Annotated in this window: 11 protein-coding genes; 8 read left to right on the top strand and 3 right to left on the bottom strand. The window is 41.5% G+C overall.

Translation table 11 applies throughout. From position 1 onward, the window contains the following. The first annotated feature begins 76 nt into the window (after positions 1–76). The 5 genes from B2Z67_RS01060 to B2Z67_RS01080 all read left to right on the top strand — a co-directional run bounded on the left by B2Z67_RS01060 (position 77) and on the right by B2Z67_RS01080 (position 3,707). Positions 77–526, top strand: a complete 450-nt coding sequence (locus B2Z67_RS01060; RefSeq protein WP_291527964.1) for a hypothetical protein — start codon at positions 77–79, stop codon at positions 524–526. Between the two features lie 13 nt (positions 527–539). After that, positions 540–1,214 (top strand): 16S rRNA (cytidine(1402)-2'-O)-methyltransferase, encoded by a 675-nt coding sequence (gene rsmI, locus B2Z67_RS01065; protein ID WP_291527965.1) that lies wholly within the window; start codon positions 540–542, stop codon positions 1,212–1,214. 35 nt (positions 1,215–1,249) lie between these two features. Beyond that, positions 1,250–2,128 carry a hypothetical protein gene (locus B2Z67_RS01070; RefSeq protein WP_291527966.1) on the top strand — a complete coding sequence of 293 codons (879 nt, stop codon included), beginning with the start codon at positions 1,250–1,252 and terminating at the stop codon, positions 2,126–2,128. Between the two features lie 185 nt (positions 2,129–2,313). Next, the gene (locus tag B2Z67_RS01075; RefSeq protein ID WP_291527967.1) at positions 2,314–3,006 is read left to right on the top strand and encodes a YjjG family noncanonical pyrimidine nucleotidase; all 693 of its coding nucleotides are present in this window, start codon (positions 2,314–2,316) and stop codon (positions 3,004–3,006) included. A gap of 53 nt (positions 3,007–3,059) precedes the next feature. Next, complete coding sequence (locus tag B2Z67_RS01080; RefSeq protein ID WP_291527968.1) at positions 3,060–3,707, top strand: MarC family protein; 648 nt, start codon at positions 3,060–3,062, stop codon at positions 3,705–3,707. A 117-nt stretch (positions 3,708–3,824) separates the two neighbouring features. On the opposite strand, the gene B2Z67_RS01085 is transcribed toward B2Z67_RS01080, so the two are convergent. The 3 genes from B2Z67_RS01085 to B2Z67_RS01095 all read right to left on the bottom strand — a co-directional run bounded on the left by B2Z67_RS01085 (position 3,825) and on the right by B2Z67_RS01095 (position 10,126). Beyond that, positions 3,825–5,366, bottom strand: coding sequence for a RagB/SusD family nutrient uptake outer membrane protein (locus tag B2Z67_RS01085; protein ID WP_291527969.1), 1,542 nt, complete (start codon positions 5,364–5,366; stop codon positions 3,825–3,827). A gap of 16 nt (positions 5,367–5,382) precedes the next feature. Then, complete coding sequence (locus tag B2Z67_RS01090; protein ID WP_349677259.1) at positions 5,383–8,235, bottom strand: SusC/RagA family TonB-linked outer membrane protein; 2,853 nt, start codon at positions 8,233–8,235, stop codon at positions 5,383–5,385. A gap of 697 nt (positions 8,236–8,932) precedes the next feature. Then, positions 8,933–10,126: a site-specific integrase gene (locus B2Z67_RS01095; RefSeq protein WP_291527970.1), complete on the bottom strand. Its 1,194-nt coding sequence runs from the start codon at positions 10,124–10,126 to the stop codon at positions 8,933–8,935. Positions 10,127–10,578: 452 nt separating this feature from the next. Between B2Z67_RS01095 and B2Z67_RS01100 the strand changes: the two genes are divergently transcribed. From B2Z67_RS01100 to B2Z67_RS01110, 3 genes are read left to right on the top strand one after another with little or no spacing between them, the layout of a single operon-like run. After that, a complete protein-coding gene (locus tag B2Z67_RS01100; protein ID WP_291527971.1) occupies positions 10,579–13,737 on the top strand; it encodes a SusC/RagA family TonB-linked outer membrane protein in 3,159 nt (1,052 codons plus the stop codon). Between the two features lie 21 nt (positions 13,738–13,758). After that, on the top strand, positions 13,759–15,315 hold the full coding sequence (locus B2Z67_RS01105; RefSeq protein WP_291527972.1) for a RagB/SusD family nutrient uptake outer membrane protein: 1,557 nt from the start codon (positions 13,759–13,761) through the stop codon (positions 15,313–15,315). Positions 15,316–15,344: 29 nt separating this feature from the next. Continuing rightward, positions 15,345–16,136: a hypothetical protein gene (locus B2Z67_RS01110; protein WP_291527973.1), complete on the top strand. Its 792-nt coding sequence runs from the start codon at positions 15,345–15,347 to the stop codon at positions 16,134–16,136. Positions 16,137–16,526 lie beyond the last annotated feature (390 nt).

Below are 16,526 nucleotides of genomic sequence, written 5' to 3' on the forward strand. Positions count from 1 at the left end.
TTTTGTTGGCTTTCCGGCATTTATTCATTATTTATTTCTACATTTGTGGCATTAACACTTGTGATGCAATAAGGAAATGCAAACATTATTGAACGACATAGAACTGAACGTTCAGGAACTGAAATATTTGATGCAAGTCCTGACAACCGATGCTAATCCTGCGTTGAGGGTAGTAGCTAAACGGAATATACAGCAGATACATGAACGGTTGGATGCTCTGCAGAAATTGCTGGATGAGAATCCGGTGGCGGCATCTGTAACCACTTCTTTTACATCCTCAATTCTGGGCGAGCGGATAAAGCCGGTCACCGACTTACGGCATGCCATTAGTCTGAATGATTCATTCCGTTTTGCGCGTGAGATATTTGCCGGCGATACGGAATGTATGAATGCAACCATATCTCAGTTAGGTAGCGCCCCTTCTTTGGACAAGGCATTGGAACTCTTTTCTACTACGATCAATGTTGATGAAGAGAATGAGGCGATTGCCGATTTTGTTGAACTTCTCAAAAAGTATTTTAGTTAAATCAGTGATGAATATGGGAAAACTTTATGTAGTGCCTACTCCGGTAGGGAATCTGGAAGATATGACATTTCGTGCTATCCGCATTTTGAAGGAGGCGGATTTAATCCTTGCCGAAGATACGCGTACGTCCGGAATCCTGCTGAAACATTTTGAAATAAAGAATGCAATGCAATCCCACCATAAATTTAATGAACATAAAACGGTGGAAAGTGTTGTATGTAGAATAAAGGCAGGCGAAACCGTTGCATTGATTTCCGATGCCGGTACACCGGGGATTTCCGATCCGGGTTTTCTGGTAGTGCGTGAATGTGTTCGCAACGGTATCGAAGTACAATGCTTACCGGGGGCTACAGCTTTCGTTCCAGCGTTAGTAGCTTCGGGGTTACCTAATGAAAAATTCTGTTTCGAAGGTTTTCTCCCACAGAAGAAGGGACGCATGACGCGCTTGAAAATGTTGTCGGAGGAACGTCGGACTATGGTGTTTTATGAGTCTCCCCATCGTTTGGTAAAGACTTTGATGCAGTTTGCCGAACATTTCGGTACGGATCGTCAGGTTTCTGTATCAAGAGAAATCTCGAAAGTGCATGAAGAAACGACACGTGGTACTCTCTCCGAATTAATTGAGCACTTTACGACCAGTGCTCCGCGTGGAGAAATTGTAATAGTAATAGCAGGAATAGATAATTAAATAATTTCATTAAGAACAACGTAAAACAAAAACGTATGAAAAAGTTAGCAATTTTAATTGTATGTGCAACCACGATAATATCGTGCGACAACTTTTCAGGTGGCGGTAAAGACCAGCTGAAAGCAGAGAATGACTCTCTTATGATGGAACTTACCCAGCGTAATGCTGAGTTGGATGAAATGATGGGTACTTTCAATGAAATTTCTGAAGGTTTTCGCCAAATCAATGCCGCCGAAAGTCGCGTAGACTTACAACGTGGTGCGGTAGCTGAAGGTTCTTTATCGGCCAAACAACAAATAGCGGCTGATATTGAATTTATCCAGCAACAGATGCAGGATAACAAAGAGCAGATAGCTAAACTGGAAGCGATGTTGAAAAGCAGTAAAAGCAACTCTGCGCAGTTGAAAAAAGCAGTAGAGTCTTTAACTCAAGAATTAGCAGCCAAAACCCAGCATGTCGAAGAGCTACATGCCGAATTGGCTTCTAAGAATATTCGTATCCAGGAATTAGATGCGGCGGTAACCGGTTTGTCTGCTGATAAGCAAGCCCTTACTGCTGAAAATGAAGCAAAAGCTAAGACTGTAGCTGAACAAGACCAAGAGTTGAACACCGCTTGGTTTGTGTTTGGAACGAAGAAAGAACTGAAAGACCAGAAAATATTGACCGATACCGGACTCTTCAAGAAAGGCAAAGTCCTGAAGGATGGTGATGTGAACAAAGATTACTTTACTCAGATTGATCTCCGCACGACAAAAGAGATTAAGTTGTACTCTAAAGATGCAGAAGTCCTGACTACTCATCCGACAGACTCTTATGCTTTGGAAAAAGACGACAAGGGGCAGCTTGTGCTGAAAATTTCTAATCCGAAAGACTTCTGGAGTGTATCTAAATATCTGGTTATTCAAGTGAAGTAGTTAGATGATGTTATAAAGTCAGGAGACTGTGTCAAAAGTTTAAGCCTACTATCTTTCATCCGCAGATAACACAGATTACGCGGATTTATTTAAAACCAAATCTGTGTTTTCTGCGGAATCTGCGGATGAAAATATCTTTTTGATAGTCTACTTTACAATTGACACAGCCTCCTTATTTCCTTATTATGCAATACAAAAATCTGTTTTTCGATCTCGACGATACTCTTTGGGCTTTTTCCCATAATGCCCGTGATACCTTTGAAGAAATGTACCGAAAATATGAATATGACCGTTACTTCCGGTCTTTCCAACATTTTTATGAACTTTACGAGCAACGTAATGTGGAATTGTGGGCAGAGTATACGGACGGAAAAGTTACAAAGGCAGAGCTCAACCGGCAGCGTTTTCTCTATCCGTTGGAAGCAGTCGGGGTGGGCGACGTAGCTTTGGCGAAAGCTTTCTCTGACGATTTCTTCGAAGTTATTCCTACCAAAAGCAAACTAATGTCCAATGTGCGTGAAGTATTGGAATATTTAACTCATAAGTATAATCTCTATATCCTTTCCAACGGTTTCCAGGAATTGCAATTGCGAAAAATGCGTTCATCCGGTATTGACCATTATTTTAGGAAAGTGGTTCTTTCCGATGATATTGGTGTGTTAAAGCCATGGCCGGAAATATTTCATTTTGCGTTGTCTGCCACTCAGTCAGAATTAAAAGATTCGTTGATGGTGGGCGATAGTTGGGATAATGACATTGCGGGTGCCAGAGGAGTAGGGATGCATCAGGTCTTTTATAACGTTACAGGCCGTACGGTATTTCCTTTCCAGCCAACTTATCAAATTACAGATTTGAAAGAGTTATTCCAATTATTGTAATATTCGGGGACTCGTTGTAATTTTGTTATCAAAAACGTATAAAATATAGTTATATGGATACTATCTTGCCTTTTGCTTTACTTTGTTTTACTTCTTTCTTCACACTAACCAATCCTCTTGGTACTATGCCGGTCTTTTTAACCATGACGCATGGCATGACGGAGAAAGAGCGGCAGTCAGTCGTATCGCGTGCCACATTGGTGGCTTTCATCACTATTATGGTCTTTACATTTGCCGGACAATTTCTTTTTAAATTCTTTGGAATCTCTACCAATGGTTTCCGTATTGCCGGCGGAGTGATAATTTTCAAGATTGGCTTCGATATGTTGCAAGCCCGTTATACGCCAATAAAGTTGAAAGATGAAGAAATCAAGATGTATGCCAATGATATATCCGTCACTCCTTTGGGTATTCCGATGCTTTGTGGACCGGGAGCTATTGCAAATGCCATCGTATTGATGCAAGATGCTCATACTATCCAGATGAAGGGCGTATTGATAGGGGTAATAGCCTTGATATATTTGATTACATTCTTCGTATTACGCGCATCTACACGATTGGTGAAGGTGTTGGGGGAGACCGGAAATAATGTAATGATGCGCTTGATGGGACTTATCCTGATGGTAATTGCAGTAGAGTGTTTTGTAAGTGGTGCGAAGCCGATATTGGTCGGTATTTTGAAAGAGGGGTTGGTCTTATAAAAGGAGAGGCCACTCGCTTCCCAGCGAACGACCTCCAAAAAACACTTTATTTTAAAAACACGTTGGGAGAACTCCCACGTTTCTCTGAAGTTAGACTATTTTTAAACCCTTCATTAATTAATAGGCAGGGTTCTGTTCCATGTTTGGATTGGCATTGATTTCACCAACCGGAATTAATGGTAGCGCTTTCTTCGAATCGCGGTTGAATGTGCGTGCGTCCTCATTCAGAACGTCATGCCAGTCTCTGTTGTTAACGCTTGTATAACGTGTTACGGTCTCACCACGACGCATAACGTCAAAGTAACGCTGTCCTTCACCTACAAGCTCCTTGCGACGTTCAATATAGATGCGATCCAAAGTAACATTACTACCGGTTACTTGTTTGTCTGCATCAGTCGTGCGATTGGAGATGATTTCGTTAAGCAAACTTGCCGCCTTGTTGAGATCTCCTGCCTGGAAAGCTGCTTCAGCCGCCGATAAGTAAACTTCCGACAAGCGTAACAGCGGAACATTGGAATAACGGACATCACCATTAACAGCCGGCATTTTGTTTATGTACACCTTTCTACCATCGAAATACACCTTTTCAGCCGGGTCGTTAATATTCTTCACAGCAGCCAGCAGAATATCGTTACGTATATCTGATGGATCAGAGATAAGCATGTCAGAGAAGTTTTTTGAAACAATAACGTCTCCATAACCGGGGGAAACACCGTTTTTATCTGCATACAGATAGGCAATACCTTCACGGTCAGTCCAATCGGTAGTGTTGTTTATAGAGATCTCGAACATGATTTCTTTTGAATGATTAGCATCGTTTTTATTCCATGCAGAAACATATTCCGACGGACTCCAAAGCCTGTAAGGTGAATCTTTTATTATATCTTCGGCAACAAGTAAAGCTTTGCTCCATTCGCCTTTGGTCATATACACACGCACTTGCAATGCTTTTGCTGCCCAAAGATTGACGTAACCCACTTCATTGGTTTCCGGAAGAGCGTTTGAACTGATAGCCGCAGTCAAATCACTCTCTATCGTTTCATAACACTCAGCCACTGTACTGCGGCCCGGCTTTTCTGTGGATTCCAGTGGAGAAGTCGCGATGGGTACGCCAAGCGAACTGCCTTGATCTTGCGTGTAAGGCTTGCCGTAAACGCGTGTAAGGTCGAACAATGCCATAGCGCGTAACACTTTTGCCTCAGCGTTATATTGGTCAATCGTGGCTTTTGCCTCCACCGCATCAGTCAGATCACTGCTTTCGGCAGCTTGAATTACGCGGTTGGCGCGTGCAATAACCACATAAGGCATCTGCCATACGGCTGTTGTTCTGGTGAAATTGTCGGCTGTCGTGTACTCCATGTAATAATAGGTATTCGCTCTTCCGCTTCCACCGTTATATTCATATTGAATATCCTCACCTCTCATGTCGCCGTAAATGAACATAAGGCGTGCGTAATAGTCAACCAAGCTGCTACTGCCTTTAACGGCGGCATAGAGTCCTGTTCGTACATTTGCCAAGTCATCGCTATTTTTGATTGCGGTTTCGGCTTCTATTCCATCTGCAGGCGATTGATCCAGCCAATTGTTGAGGCACGATGAAGTGCTGACTGTCATTGCTACGCAAAGCGTTGCTGCATATAATGTCTTTAGTATTTTCATTTTCGTATTTTTTTAGTTAGAAATTCAACTCTATTCCAAACGTATAGGTTCTCAGCGCCGGAGTTTCAAATGTACATACTCCATCCGTGCGCATTTCCGGGTCTACAAACAAGTCTTTAGACTTCCATGTAAACAGGTTTGAACCGGAGAAGTAAATTCTGGCTTTGCTGAGTCCAAGCTTACTGATATAATTCTGCGGAACGCTTACACCCAATGTGAGATTTTTCAAACGCAGATAGTCTGTAGGCATAAGCCAGCGGGAAGACAATGAGGCTGCGCTTCCGTATTCAAACTTAGGCAGTGTGGCGCGTGTATCGCCCGGTTCTGTCCACATCTTTGAAATGTCGTAATATGACGGTACGGCGCCACCGTACAAATATGTACCACCGTTGGAATGGTGCCATGTGGCATAATCATAGGCATCTCCGCCTAATGAATAGGTGAAAGTAAATCCTAAATCGATGAATTTCCATTTGAGACTGTTGGTAAGACCACCTTCTATTGTAGCTTGATGTTTGCCGACGATAGTCTTTTTGGCTTCGGACATGCTTGTTGTCGTGTTGCGGGCATTCTCTGTTCCGTCATTCAAATAGAACAATTCTTTACCGGTTTCAGGGTCAACTCCGGCATATTCATAAACGTAATATGAATAGTAAGGTTCGCCTACACGATGGATTGTCGGACCTGATACGATTTCATTCTGCTGACCGTCCAACTTGGTTAGTTTATTGTTGTTGTGTGCCATGTTAAGAGAAGTTGTCCATGTGAAGTCCTTGTTTCTGAAGTTTGTTGATGTAATGCTCAACTCAAAACCTGAGTTCTTCAATGAACCGATATTCTGTGGAGTGGTATATCCGTATAGGCTATCGTAATATCCGCCAACTTGTGACACGGGAAGGTCGTATATAAGGTCACTGGTTATACGTTGATAGTAGTCGAGCGTTACGGAGATGCGGTCAATAAACGAGAAGTCAAGACCGATATTCCATGTTTTATTCTTCTCCCATTTCAGGTCGGGGTTGGCAATTCCTACAATTGACATTCCCGACTGTCCGTTGTATATGATTCCGTATTTATAAAGATTCATATAAGCGTAATAATCAGAAGGCTGGGTTCCGTTTACACCATACGACAAGCGGATTTTTCCGTCGGTCAGCACATTCTTAATGGGGTTCATGAAGCTTTCATCTATAAATCTCCAAGCTCCGGAAACTGACCAGAAACTTCCCCAACGATTCTCTCTTGCCAGACGTGAACTTCCGTCGGTACGGTAACTTGCGCCGAAATAATATCTATCAGCGTAGTTGTAATTAACGCGTCCGAGGAATGAAGTCATGCGATACCTCTCTTTGTTGGTTTCAGCACTTGTCGAACCGGCATTTGCCAGTTCGTACAGATCACCCGGATAGTCTTGTCCTGCCATATAGTTGTAAGAGTATTCCGTGTCTTGCGTCTCAAAACCAAGCAAAGCGTCGACGTTATGCGAGCCAAAAGAGTTTATATAGGAAAGCTGGGTCTGCGTATTCAACTGGTCGTTGCGGTTGATAATGCGTTGCATAACACCACCGGGGGCGCCATTGTTTGAATGTCTGTCCCAGAGAACGTCATTGGAACCTTGTGCGTAATCGTAAGAAATCTTTTCACTCAAATTCAGCTTGTCCCAAATATTGTAAGTCAACTTCACAGTATTGAAAGCCTTCATCAAGGTATAGATGTCAGTACTGTGATCTCTTTCATACAAGGGATTGACTCCGACTATACCGCAACCATTGTTCAATGTCCCATCTTCATTATAAGGAGTTGACGAAGGGCTTTGGAAGAACGCATAGTTTGCCACCGGCGCGTCATAAGACGTACTTTCGTTGGTTTTGTTTTGCCTTACTTTTGAGAATTGGCTTGTAACCTGGATTTCAAAGTCACCAAATTTGTGAGTAAGGTTTGCATTACCGGTGAATCGTTCCATTCCTTGTTTGTAAACGATACCTTGCTGATTGGTATAAGCCGCTGAAGTATAGAACCTCGTGCGTTCGTTACCACCTGATACGCTGAACTGATAGTTCTGATGAGAACCGTTACGGAAGAGCAAATCTTTCCAGTCCGTCCATCCCGTAGAGGGCTTTGAGGCAAACTCTTCAATATTATCGTTTGCAAAAGTTGCGGCTTCCGCATCGGACATGCCTTCATTGTACAAGCCGTAATTCTTAAGACCTGTCCACAGAAGTTCACGAACGGAGTCACCACCAAGCATCGGACGATAGTCTATCGCCATGTTCGAGAATCCCCAGTCACTACGGAAACTTACGTTCGTTTTGCCCACTTTACCGCTCTTCGTGGTGATTACCACTACGCCGTTGGCGGCACGCGAACCATAAAGGGAAGCCGCTGCAGCATCTTTGATGACAGTGATTGACTCAATGTCATTGGTGTTAAGTGCTGCAAGGATGTCGGTTCCGGCATCACTGTAATCGAATTCTGAAAAGTCCATACTCGTCACCGGTGTCCCGTCAATTACATAAAGTGGATCATTCTCTGCATTGATAGAACCCATACCACGAATACGTATGCTACTTACAGAACCGGGATTACTCGAATTTGAGCCAAAACTAACACCGGCTACATTGCCCGACAACTTATCGGCAACTGAAAGAACCGGTATATCTTCTAAAGCAGAAGTGTTCACGGTAGAAGCTGCTCCGGTAAACGACGCTTTCTTAAATGTACCGTATCCCGTTACTACTACTTCGTCAAGTATCTCAGAATCAGTCTTCATGAGTACTCTCACATTTGATTTAATTACCACTTCCTGGGTTTGCATACCCACAAACGAGATGATTAAAGTTTTCGCAGAACTAAGTAAGGTATATAGTATTGATAATCAGCACAATAGAGATGTGGATAGAACTCATGCAAAAGAGACATCAAAATGCTAATCAATTGATAATGAGATATATATAAAATACAAATATATGTTTAGTTCTACTGAAATTATCCTTTATTTATATGTTAAATGGTTGATTATGAGATTGTTATTAGTAATGAATAATAGAAATATGAGCTACTAAATGAGTACCACAAATCTATATTGATATATGAATGTATGGAACTATTAAAGACCCCAGCTGAAACTTGGCTTATACACCCCATGTGCCGAATAACAGAATCGTTTCTTTAATATGCCCTGATTTTTATTCAAAAGTACCAAAACTCCCTCCCATGGTTTTGAGCCACTTTACCCTCACGGTCTCACTTTTTCTCTTGCATCCCTTTATTCATCGGTGTTTGAATAGGTGAGGGTAAGAGTGAGGGTAGAGTGAGGGTAAAAGTTACTCTCACTGTGCGCATATATGCGGTTGCAGAAATGCCCATTTAGCGGAGTGTATCTTTGGGTATTAACGAGGCTTTGAGTGTCTTTTGAGAGACACTTGTGCGGTTCGTGCAGAACACTTGTGTTTCATAAATGTATTGCTTGTGTTCTGCAAATGTAACACTTGCGTTCCATAAATATAACGCTTGTGTTCTACAACTACAATACTTGTGTCCCCTCTGCCAAGGTAAAAACACCCTGGTTATCCCCCACTATCACGATGAACCGGAGAGTGATTTTTCTCCAAGTCACTTATTATGGTCATATCCATAACGTTGGTATATATTTGCGTGGTTTTAACGCTCTTATGCCCTAACAGCTTTTGCACGGTTGTGATGCTGACACCATTGTAAATCAGTAACGTCGCATTGGTATGTCGCGCCGTGTGGAATGATACTTTTTTAGACAGTCCGGCTAACCGGGCAATTACGATCAATTCTTTATTCACGTTTGAATTGTCCCTCAGATGAAAGAAAGCCTGTAGATTTGCCTGATATTTATTTAAAATCCGAATCCCTTTTCCGCCAAACAGCAAATACAGCGGAAGTCGGACTTCAGTACCGGTTTTTATGGATTTATATACCAACCAAACCTCCTGATGTATCTCTACAATGTTTTCCGGCTTCATGTTTACAAAGTCAGAATATCTCATACCGGCATAGCAGCAGAACAGAAATCCATCTAATGTCTTTTGGTATTTTACATATCGCCCCGTTAATTGAAAAGCCTCCAATTTTCCCAACTCCTCCGGAGATAAATGGGTATGGTTGTACTCTATCGTTTTTATTTTATATTTCCTGAAAGCATACTTTTGTATATCTATATATTCCTTATTAATGGCTATGTTTATATGCCGCTTCAAATGTTTCATGTGTTTGGCTATCGTATTAATGTGATAGCCCTTTGATTGCAGGAAGTATTCAAAGGAAGATACAAACTCGAAAGTCAAATCAGAGAATGAGACGTCTTTCTTAAACTCCTGTAACAATACAAGGGTAGAAAGATGGTTGTGCTTTGTACTTTCCTTCAGATTGGATGTTCTTACTTCCTGTTTGTAGAAAGGTATAAAAGAAAGATCGTCTTCCTGTTGCTCCTTTTCCGATAACACATTTTTCAGTATACCTAAAGTTATGGGCTTCTTCTGTTGCCAAAGCTCAAGTTCATGCCTTTCTATCATTGACACAAATTCATAGATCAACCGATTCAGAGCGTCTGCATTGGGGTGGTTCTTTACCAGTAGTTTTTTTGTATCCCATTGATCGGGCTTTAAATAGATTTTGGTCGAGAAATACTTCTTCCTCCTGTTTAAATAAGCCTCTACCTGTACTAATGCCATGCCTTTTTTATTGAGACTTTTTTTTCTGTTATATACCAACTTGTAAGTAATCTTATTCATTTTTAGTGGTTTTAATTAATACGCATCATATATAAGACGATAAATTATGCTATTCCGGATATAAATAAGTCTTAATAACTGCTAAAATGAGATTTGCGAATCCTATTTTGTTTTGCATTTCCTTTATAAAAAAAGTGAATCTACGTAAAATGCCTTTCAATTTAATCTCATAATAGTGCAAATTTAACTTTTTTAGATTAAACAAAACTCCCCCCACTAAGGAAACAAGAGAAAAGAGGCATTGCAATATGATATCCTTTTAATAGATTTTTCGCCCTTTTAAAGGCCAAAATCCTGCCATTAGGCATAAAAACGAATATCTATTTAACAAATTGATAGATTTACAAGGTTTTCTCAGTAAAATAGTTGTTTATTTCAGTTTTATTAATATATTTGCATTTTGTTAGAGTAAAGAAACAATTATTGTAAAGTTAAACTTTAAGAGAGAATTTATGAAAAGAAAATTAATGCTGTTATTGGCCTGCCTTTTTGTTGGAGTAGGCCTGGTAATTGCCCAAACCCAGACAATCACAGGCGTTGTGATTTCTGAAGAGGATGGGCAGCCAGTTATTGGAGCCTCTGTATTGGTAAAAGGTACTCAGATTGGTACTATTACCGGTGTGGATGGTGATTTTACATTATCTAATGTACCAAGTTCTGCGAAGACTTTGCAGGTTTCGTTTATTGGTATGCAAACACAAGAGGTGGATATTAAACCGAATCTGAGGATTACGATGAAATCGGATAGTGAATTGTTGGAAGAAGTTATGGTAATCGCTTATGGTACAACAAAAAAAGAATCTTTCACAGGCTCTGCGGAGATTATTAAATCAGAAAAGTTAAAAGAAAGACCTGTTGCGAATGTCACCAAGGCGTTAGACGGTATGGTTGCCGGAGTTCAAACCACATCCGGTTCAGGACAGCCAGGTTCAGGTTCTTCGGTAGTAGTTCGTGGCTATGGTTCAATAAATTCCTCACAGTCACCATTATATGTAGTAGATGGTGTTCCTTATGATGGAAATGTATCGGCAATCAATCCTAATGACATTGAAACAATGACAGTGCTGAAGGATGCTTCGGCCGGCGCTCTTTACGGCTCCAGAGGTGCCAACGGTGTGATCATGATCACTACAAAAAAAGGGAATTCAGGAAAGGTAAAAGTAAATCTGAGAGCTAACTGGGGTGTTTCTTCACGCGCCATCCCACGTTACGAAACAATGGATGAAGCCGGATATCTGGAAACTGTTTTCCAATCATATAAGAATAATCAGATTATTAACAACGGACTTTCTCCGGAATTAGCAGGCACCGCTGCATTAGAAGCAATGAAAAGTGGTTCTACTGCCATGCTGGGACAGAACGAACAGTACAATCCTTATAACTATAGTATCACAGAGTTGATAGATCCCACTACGGGAAAAGTGCGTAGCGATGCAAAACTAAGATATAGCGAAGACTGGATGGATGAAGCAATACAATCCAATCCTTTGCGTCAGGAGTATGTTGCTTCGTTCAGTGGTGGCACAGATAAGACCAAATATATGTTTTCTTTAGGTTATCTTGATGAAGAAGGCTTGCTGAAAACCACTAAATTCAATCGCTACAACGGACGTTTAAATATAGATTCCGAAGTAACGAACTGGTTGAAAGCTGGTATGAGCGCTAATTATTCTCGTAATGAAAGTAATACGGCTGTTGAAAATTCATCCGGTACATCCAATGTTTGGTATTCAGCGCAACTGATGGCTCCTATCTTCCCGGTTTTTGAGAAAGATGCTAATGGCGCTACAGTATACGACAATCAGGGAAACGCTGTTTTTGATTATGGTAAAAACAGACCAGCAGGAGCAAGCTCCGAATGGAATACAATTGCGACACTGTATGATGACAAATATGCTTCGCAAAGCGACAACCTGAGCGGGCGTGTATATACAGAACTCGGTGACTTAAAAAATACATTCCTGGAAGGATTAAAGTTCTCAGTAAATTATGGTTTTGATTTAATTAATGCAGCCGGAGCGACTTACTATAACCCTTACAATGGCAATTCTGTTTCCGTAAAGGGTACTATACAAAAAGCTACCGGACGTACTTTCAGCTACACTTTCAATCAGTTATTGACATACGACAGAGAGTTCGGTGACCATCATTTCGAAGCTTTGGTAGGACACGAATTCTATAAATACAGATATGATTACCTGTCAGCAACCAAAACCGGTTTCCCATTCGGAGGTCTTTATGAGTTGGATGCGGCAACTACTATTACCGGCGCGTCTTCTTACCAGAACAATTATGCTGTTCAATCCGTACTGTCACGTTTGAATTACGACTTCGCAGATAAGTATTACCTTTCCGCAAGCTTCCGTACCGATGGCTCTTCACGTTTCTACAAAGACAATCGTTGGGGTAATTTCTGGTCTGTCGGTGGTAACTGGCGTATTTCTCAGGAAGATTTCATGACTGATATTACCTGGGTCAACAACCTTTCTTTGAAAGCAAGTTATGGTGTACAAGGAAATGATGCCGTATTGAGTGGCACTCAACAGAACTTCTATGCCTGGCAATCATTTTACGATTTAGGTTATGCAAACTCATCTATGAGTGGTGCTTCCGTAAGCTCTTTAGAAAACAAAGAACTGAAATGGGAAAAGAATGCCAATCTGAATATTGGTATTGAAGCTAAACTGTTCGACCGAGTTTCTGCAACAATCGAGTGGTATCAGCGTAAGACTACAGATATGTTAATGTCATTCCCTATGGCCTCTTCACTCGGATTTGATGGCTATAATAAAAATGTAGGCAGTATGCGTAATACAGGTCTCGATGTCACTTTAGGCATTGATATCTTTAAAGATACTCCGTTTACATGGAACCTGACTCTGATTGGTTCTACTATTAAAAATAAGGTATTGCAATTGGCCGACAAACCGGAAATCATCTCCGGTGCTTACATTATCCGCGAAGGAGAAACCTTATATTCATTCTATACTGCAACTGCAGCAGGAGTTGATCCGGCAACCGGAGAACAATTGTATTGGGCATGGGATACAGATAAAGATGGTGTTAAGGGAGAAAGATATATCACTAACGATATGGCAAAAGCTACAGCCAGCAAAGAAATACAAGGCAGTCGTATTCCCAGCATGTATGGTTCCATTGGAAATACATTCAAGTATAAAGGATTTGACCTGAGCATACTCTGTACCTATTCTATCGGCGGTAAGGTATTGGATGGTATATACAATACGTTATTATATGGCAACTATGTAGGCCAGGCTAAAAGTAAGATGCTGGAACGTGCCTGGAGAAATCCGGGTGACATTACGGATATTCCGCGCATTGAAATCGGGAAGAGTTATATAATAACCGATAATAGTTTGATTGACGCTTCTTACTTTGCCATTAAGAATATAGCTTTGGGATATACTTTGCCTTCAAAGCTTATGAAGTCCATTGGATTCGAATCTATCCGCTTCACTGCAATGGCCGACAATGTAGTGTTACTGAACCACCTCAATGGTATGAATCCTCAATATAACTTTACCGGAGGTACAGACTTTGGTTATGTACCTGTGAGGACTGTTTCACTTGGAGTTGATATCACATTCTAAATCTGATTAAATAGTATAACAATGAAAAAAGTAATATATATATTTTCTTTAATCGGTCTCCTCTCATTCAATTCATGTACTGATGAGTTAAATACGGAACCGACTGATAAAGTTTCCGGTTCTACGATATTTGCGGATGCAAGTAGCGCAGAAACTGCTATGAATGGTGTATACCGTATGCTGTATGCAGCCGGATGGAGTGCAAACTGGGCTTCGGAGAACTGTGGACAGACTGCCGTAAATCTGCTTGCAGACTTAATGGCTGAAGATCATTTGATGAAGGAACAGGGACAAGGCTGGTTCTATGAGGACTATCGCTTAAATGTTCATGGAGATTACTCCAACAAATCAGGACGTCCTTATGCTATCTGGAACTTTTATTATACAATCATCAGCAATGTAAACTACATCATTGCTTCCGAAAGTACAATAGGCGGCGATCCGGAACTTAAGAATAGTATTGTGGGGCAGGCATATGCCATGCGTGCTTATGCTTATTACTACTTGATACAGATTTATCAGCAAACATACAAAGAGCACGAAAGTGCTCCAGGCGTACCTTTGTACACGGCTCCAACTGTTGCTGGTTCAGAAGGAAGTCCCCGAGGCACTGTTCAGGATGCTTATTCACAGATAAATACTGATATTGATAAAGCCATTGACATGTTAGGAGGCATCAGTAATAAAGTACAGAGACATGTATCTCACGTGGATTATTATATTGCCAATGGTATCAAAGCTCGTATCTGCCTTGTGCAACACGATTATGCAGGCGCAGCTTCGGCAGCAGCAGAGGCCTTGAAAAAGCCTTCGTTAAAGGTTGCGACCATAGCTGAGTTGGGCGGGAACAACAGTGTGAATACTGCGGATGTTATGTGGGGAATGGAAATCATTGCCGACCAGTCCAGTGGTTTTGCAAGCTTCTTCTCGCACATGGATGCTGATGCTCCGGGTATGTATGCTTCCAAAGCACGTCAGTGCATAAGCACAGGATTATACAAGCTTATCTCGGACACAGATGATCGGAAAACAGCATGGTTCCGCGGAGCTATTCCTTCCGCCCAGGAAGAGAGTGCATCTTCTTATACCAGCTATTGCCAAATCAAGTTCAAGATGGCAGACTACACGACCCGCACCGGCGATTATTTACTTATGAGAGCTGAGGAAATGGTATTAATCAAAGCAGAAGCCGAATGTCATCTGCAACAGTACGGAACTGCCCGCACCACTATAAAGGCTTTAGGAAATATGAGAGACAGTAAGTTTGAAGAACGTTTGGCTTCCCGTACGGACGGCAACACTTACAACTCAGACACTAACGCCCCTCTATCTACATTGATGGATGAGATTTTATTTCAGCGTCGTGTTGAACTTTGGGGAGAGGCAGGCCGTATCTTCGATATGCAACGCTTAGGCTTAGGGTACAACCGCAATTATGAAGGTTCTAATCATACGGAGAAAGTAGCAACCAAGAATACAAATGCCGCTTCTCCATTATTTATCTTCCCTCTGCCGCAATCTGAAATAGATGGTAATGAAAACATTACCTCCGCAGACCAGAATACTATAGTTCAATGATTTAGAAATCTATTTTAAAGAAAAGAAATATGAAACTATATACAATAAAGAAATATGCTGCCGTATTGCTCTGCCTGGCAGCTTTTACCTCCTGTGATACAGACGCGGAAGGTACGAAATATGACGTTAGCGGAGTTGAAGCTGCTTTTGCATCTACCCAGATGAATGCAGAACTCAGCGCTGAGGACAATGGAGTTCTTAGAGTTCCTGTATATCGCGGGAATACGGGTGCAGAAGCTTCAGTAGGTATTAGCGTGGACGAAGCTACAACCGAAGAAGGGATCTTTACACTTAGCAGTTCAACCATAGCATTTGCTCAGGGTAATGCTGTGGGATATGCAGAATTACGCTTTTCAATGGATGACTTGAGTGCTACAGACAAATACACAATAGTGTTGACTATAGATGATGAGAATGCACTATCTCCTGCCCAATGCGGAGAAATAACAGTCAGCGCCCAAAGAAAACTTACGTGGGAAAATTATGGTACCGGAATCTATACTTCGCAGCTCTTCGGTGACGCATGGGAACAGCCGATACAAAAAGCCAAAGAAGGCAATATCTACAGACTACCTGACTGTATCATGGAAGGATATCCCTTTGTGTTTACACTGAGTGATGACAATCAGAAGCTGGTAAACTGGGGATTGCAACCTACCGGTTACAGAGATGCTACCTATGGAATGATGTATTATAGTCCTACTGGAATGGAGCGCCAAGGCAATGCCTTGTTATTTGCGATGCGTGGACTTGTTGCTGTACCAGGTGGTTACGCCGCCTTATACAGCGGTTTTACCGAAGTGCTGGAATTGCCCGAATAATCTCAAAGTAGCAAATCTAATTTACATTAACTCTATTATACCTGAGTAGTTGCAGCAAAATGCAACTACTCAGGTTTTATTTGGACTGGATATCGTTTTTATCCTCACTATTCCGGTACAGCGAGTATTGCCTCGCATTTCGAGTTTCCGCTTTTCAGTATGTACTATAACTTCTCCTTGTCTTCCGCCAACAAGAAATTGCGTAGTGAAATCTGCTTGATCCCCTGATAATTCCCTCCACTTTGTATTTCATCCATTGTAACCACATATTTAACCCAAATTTCACTCTTCCTGTATCCATATCTTGTTATCATGAGCTAAGAAGTGTACCCCTTCGGTGAACCCCGTTGATAGAAATCATCAAGAATACGGCAAGTCACTGGGGATGTG

The sequence above is a fragment of the Bacteroides sp. UBA939 genome (assembly GCF_002293435.1).
Taxonomy (GTDB): Bacteria; Bacteroidota; Bacteroidia; order Bacteroidales; family Bacteroidaceae; genus Bacteroides.

Excerpts from the sequence above, each read along its gene's own strand:
- B2Z67_RS01100 (WP_291527971.1), top strand. The coding sequence starts at position 10,579 with ATGAAAAGAAAATTAATGCTGTTATTGGCCTGCCTTTTTGTTGGAGTA.
- B2Z67_RS01085 (WP_291527969.1), bottom strand. The coding sequence starts at position 5,366 with ATGAAAATACTAAAGACATTATATGCAGCAACGCTTTGCGTAGCAATG.
- B2Z67_RS01070 (WP_291527966.1), top strand. The coding sequence starts at position 1,250 with ATGAAAAAGTTAGCAATTTTAATTGTATGTGCAACCACGATAATATCG.
- B2Z67_RS01110 (WP_291527973.1), top strand. The coding sequence starts at position 15,345 with ATGAAACTATATACAATAAAGAAATATGCTGCCGTATTGCTCTGCCTG.
- B2Z67_RS01095 (WP_291527970.1), bottom strand. The coding sequence starts at position 10,126 with ATGAATAAGATTACTTACAAGTTGGTATATAACAGAAAAAAAAGTCTC.
- B2Z67_RS01075 (WP_291527967.1), top strand. The coding sequence starts at position 2,314 with ATGCAATACAAAAATCTGTTTTTCGATCTCGACGATACTCTTTGGGCT.
- B2Z67_RS01060 (WP_291527964.1), top strand. The coding sequence starts at position 77 with ATGCAAACATTATTGAACGACATAGAACTGAACGTTCAGGAACTGAAA.
- B2Z67_RS01105 (WP_291527972.1), top strand. The coding sequence starts at position 13,759 with ATGAAAAAAGTAATATATATATTTTCTTTAATCGGTCTCCTCTCATTC.
- rsmI (WP_291527965.1), top strand. The coding sequence starts at position 540 with ATGGGAAAACTTTATGTAGTGCCTACTCCGGTAGGGAATCTGGAAGAT.
- B2Z67_RS01080 (WP_291527968.1), top strand. The coding sequence starts at position 3,060 with ATGGATACTATCTTGCCTTTTGCTTTACTTTGTTTTACTTCTTTCTTC.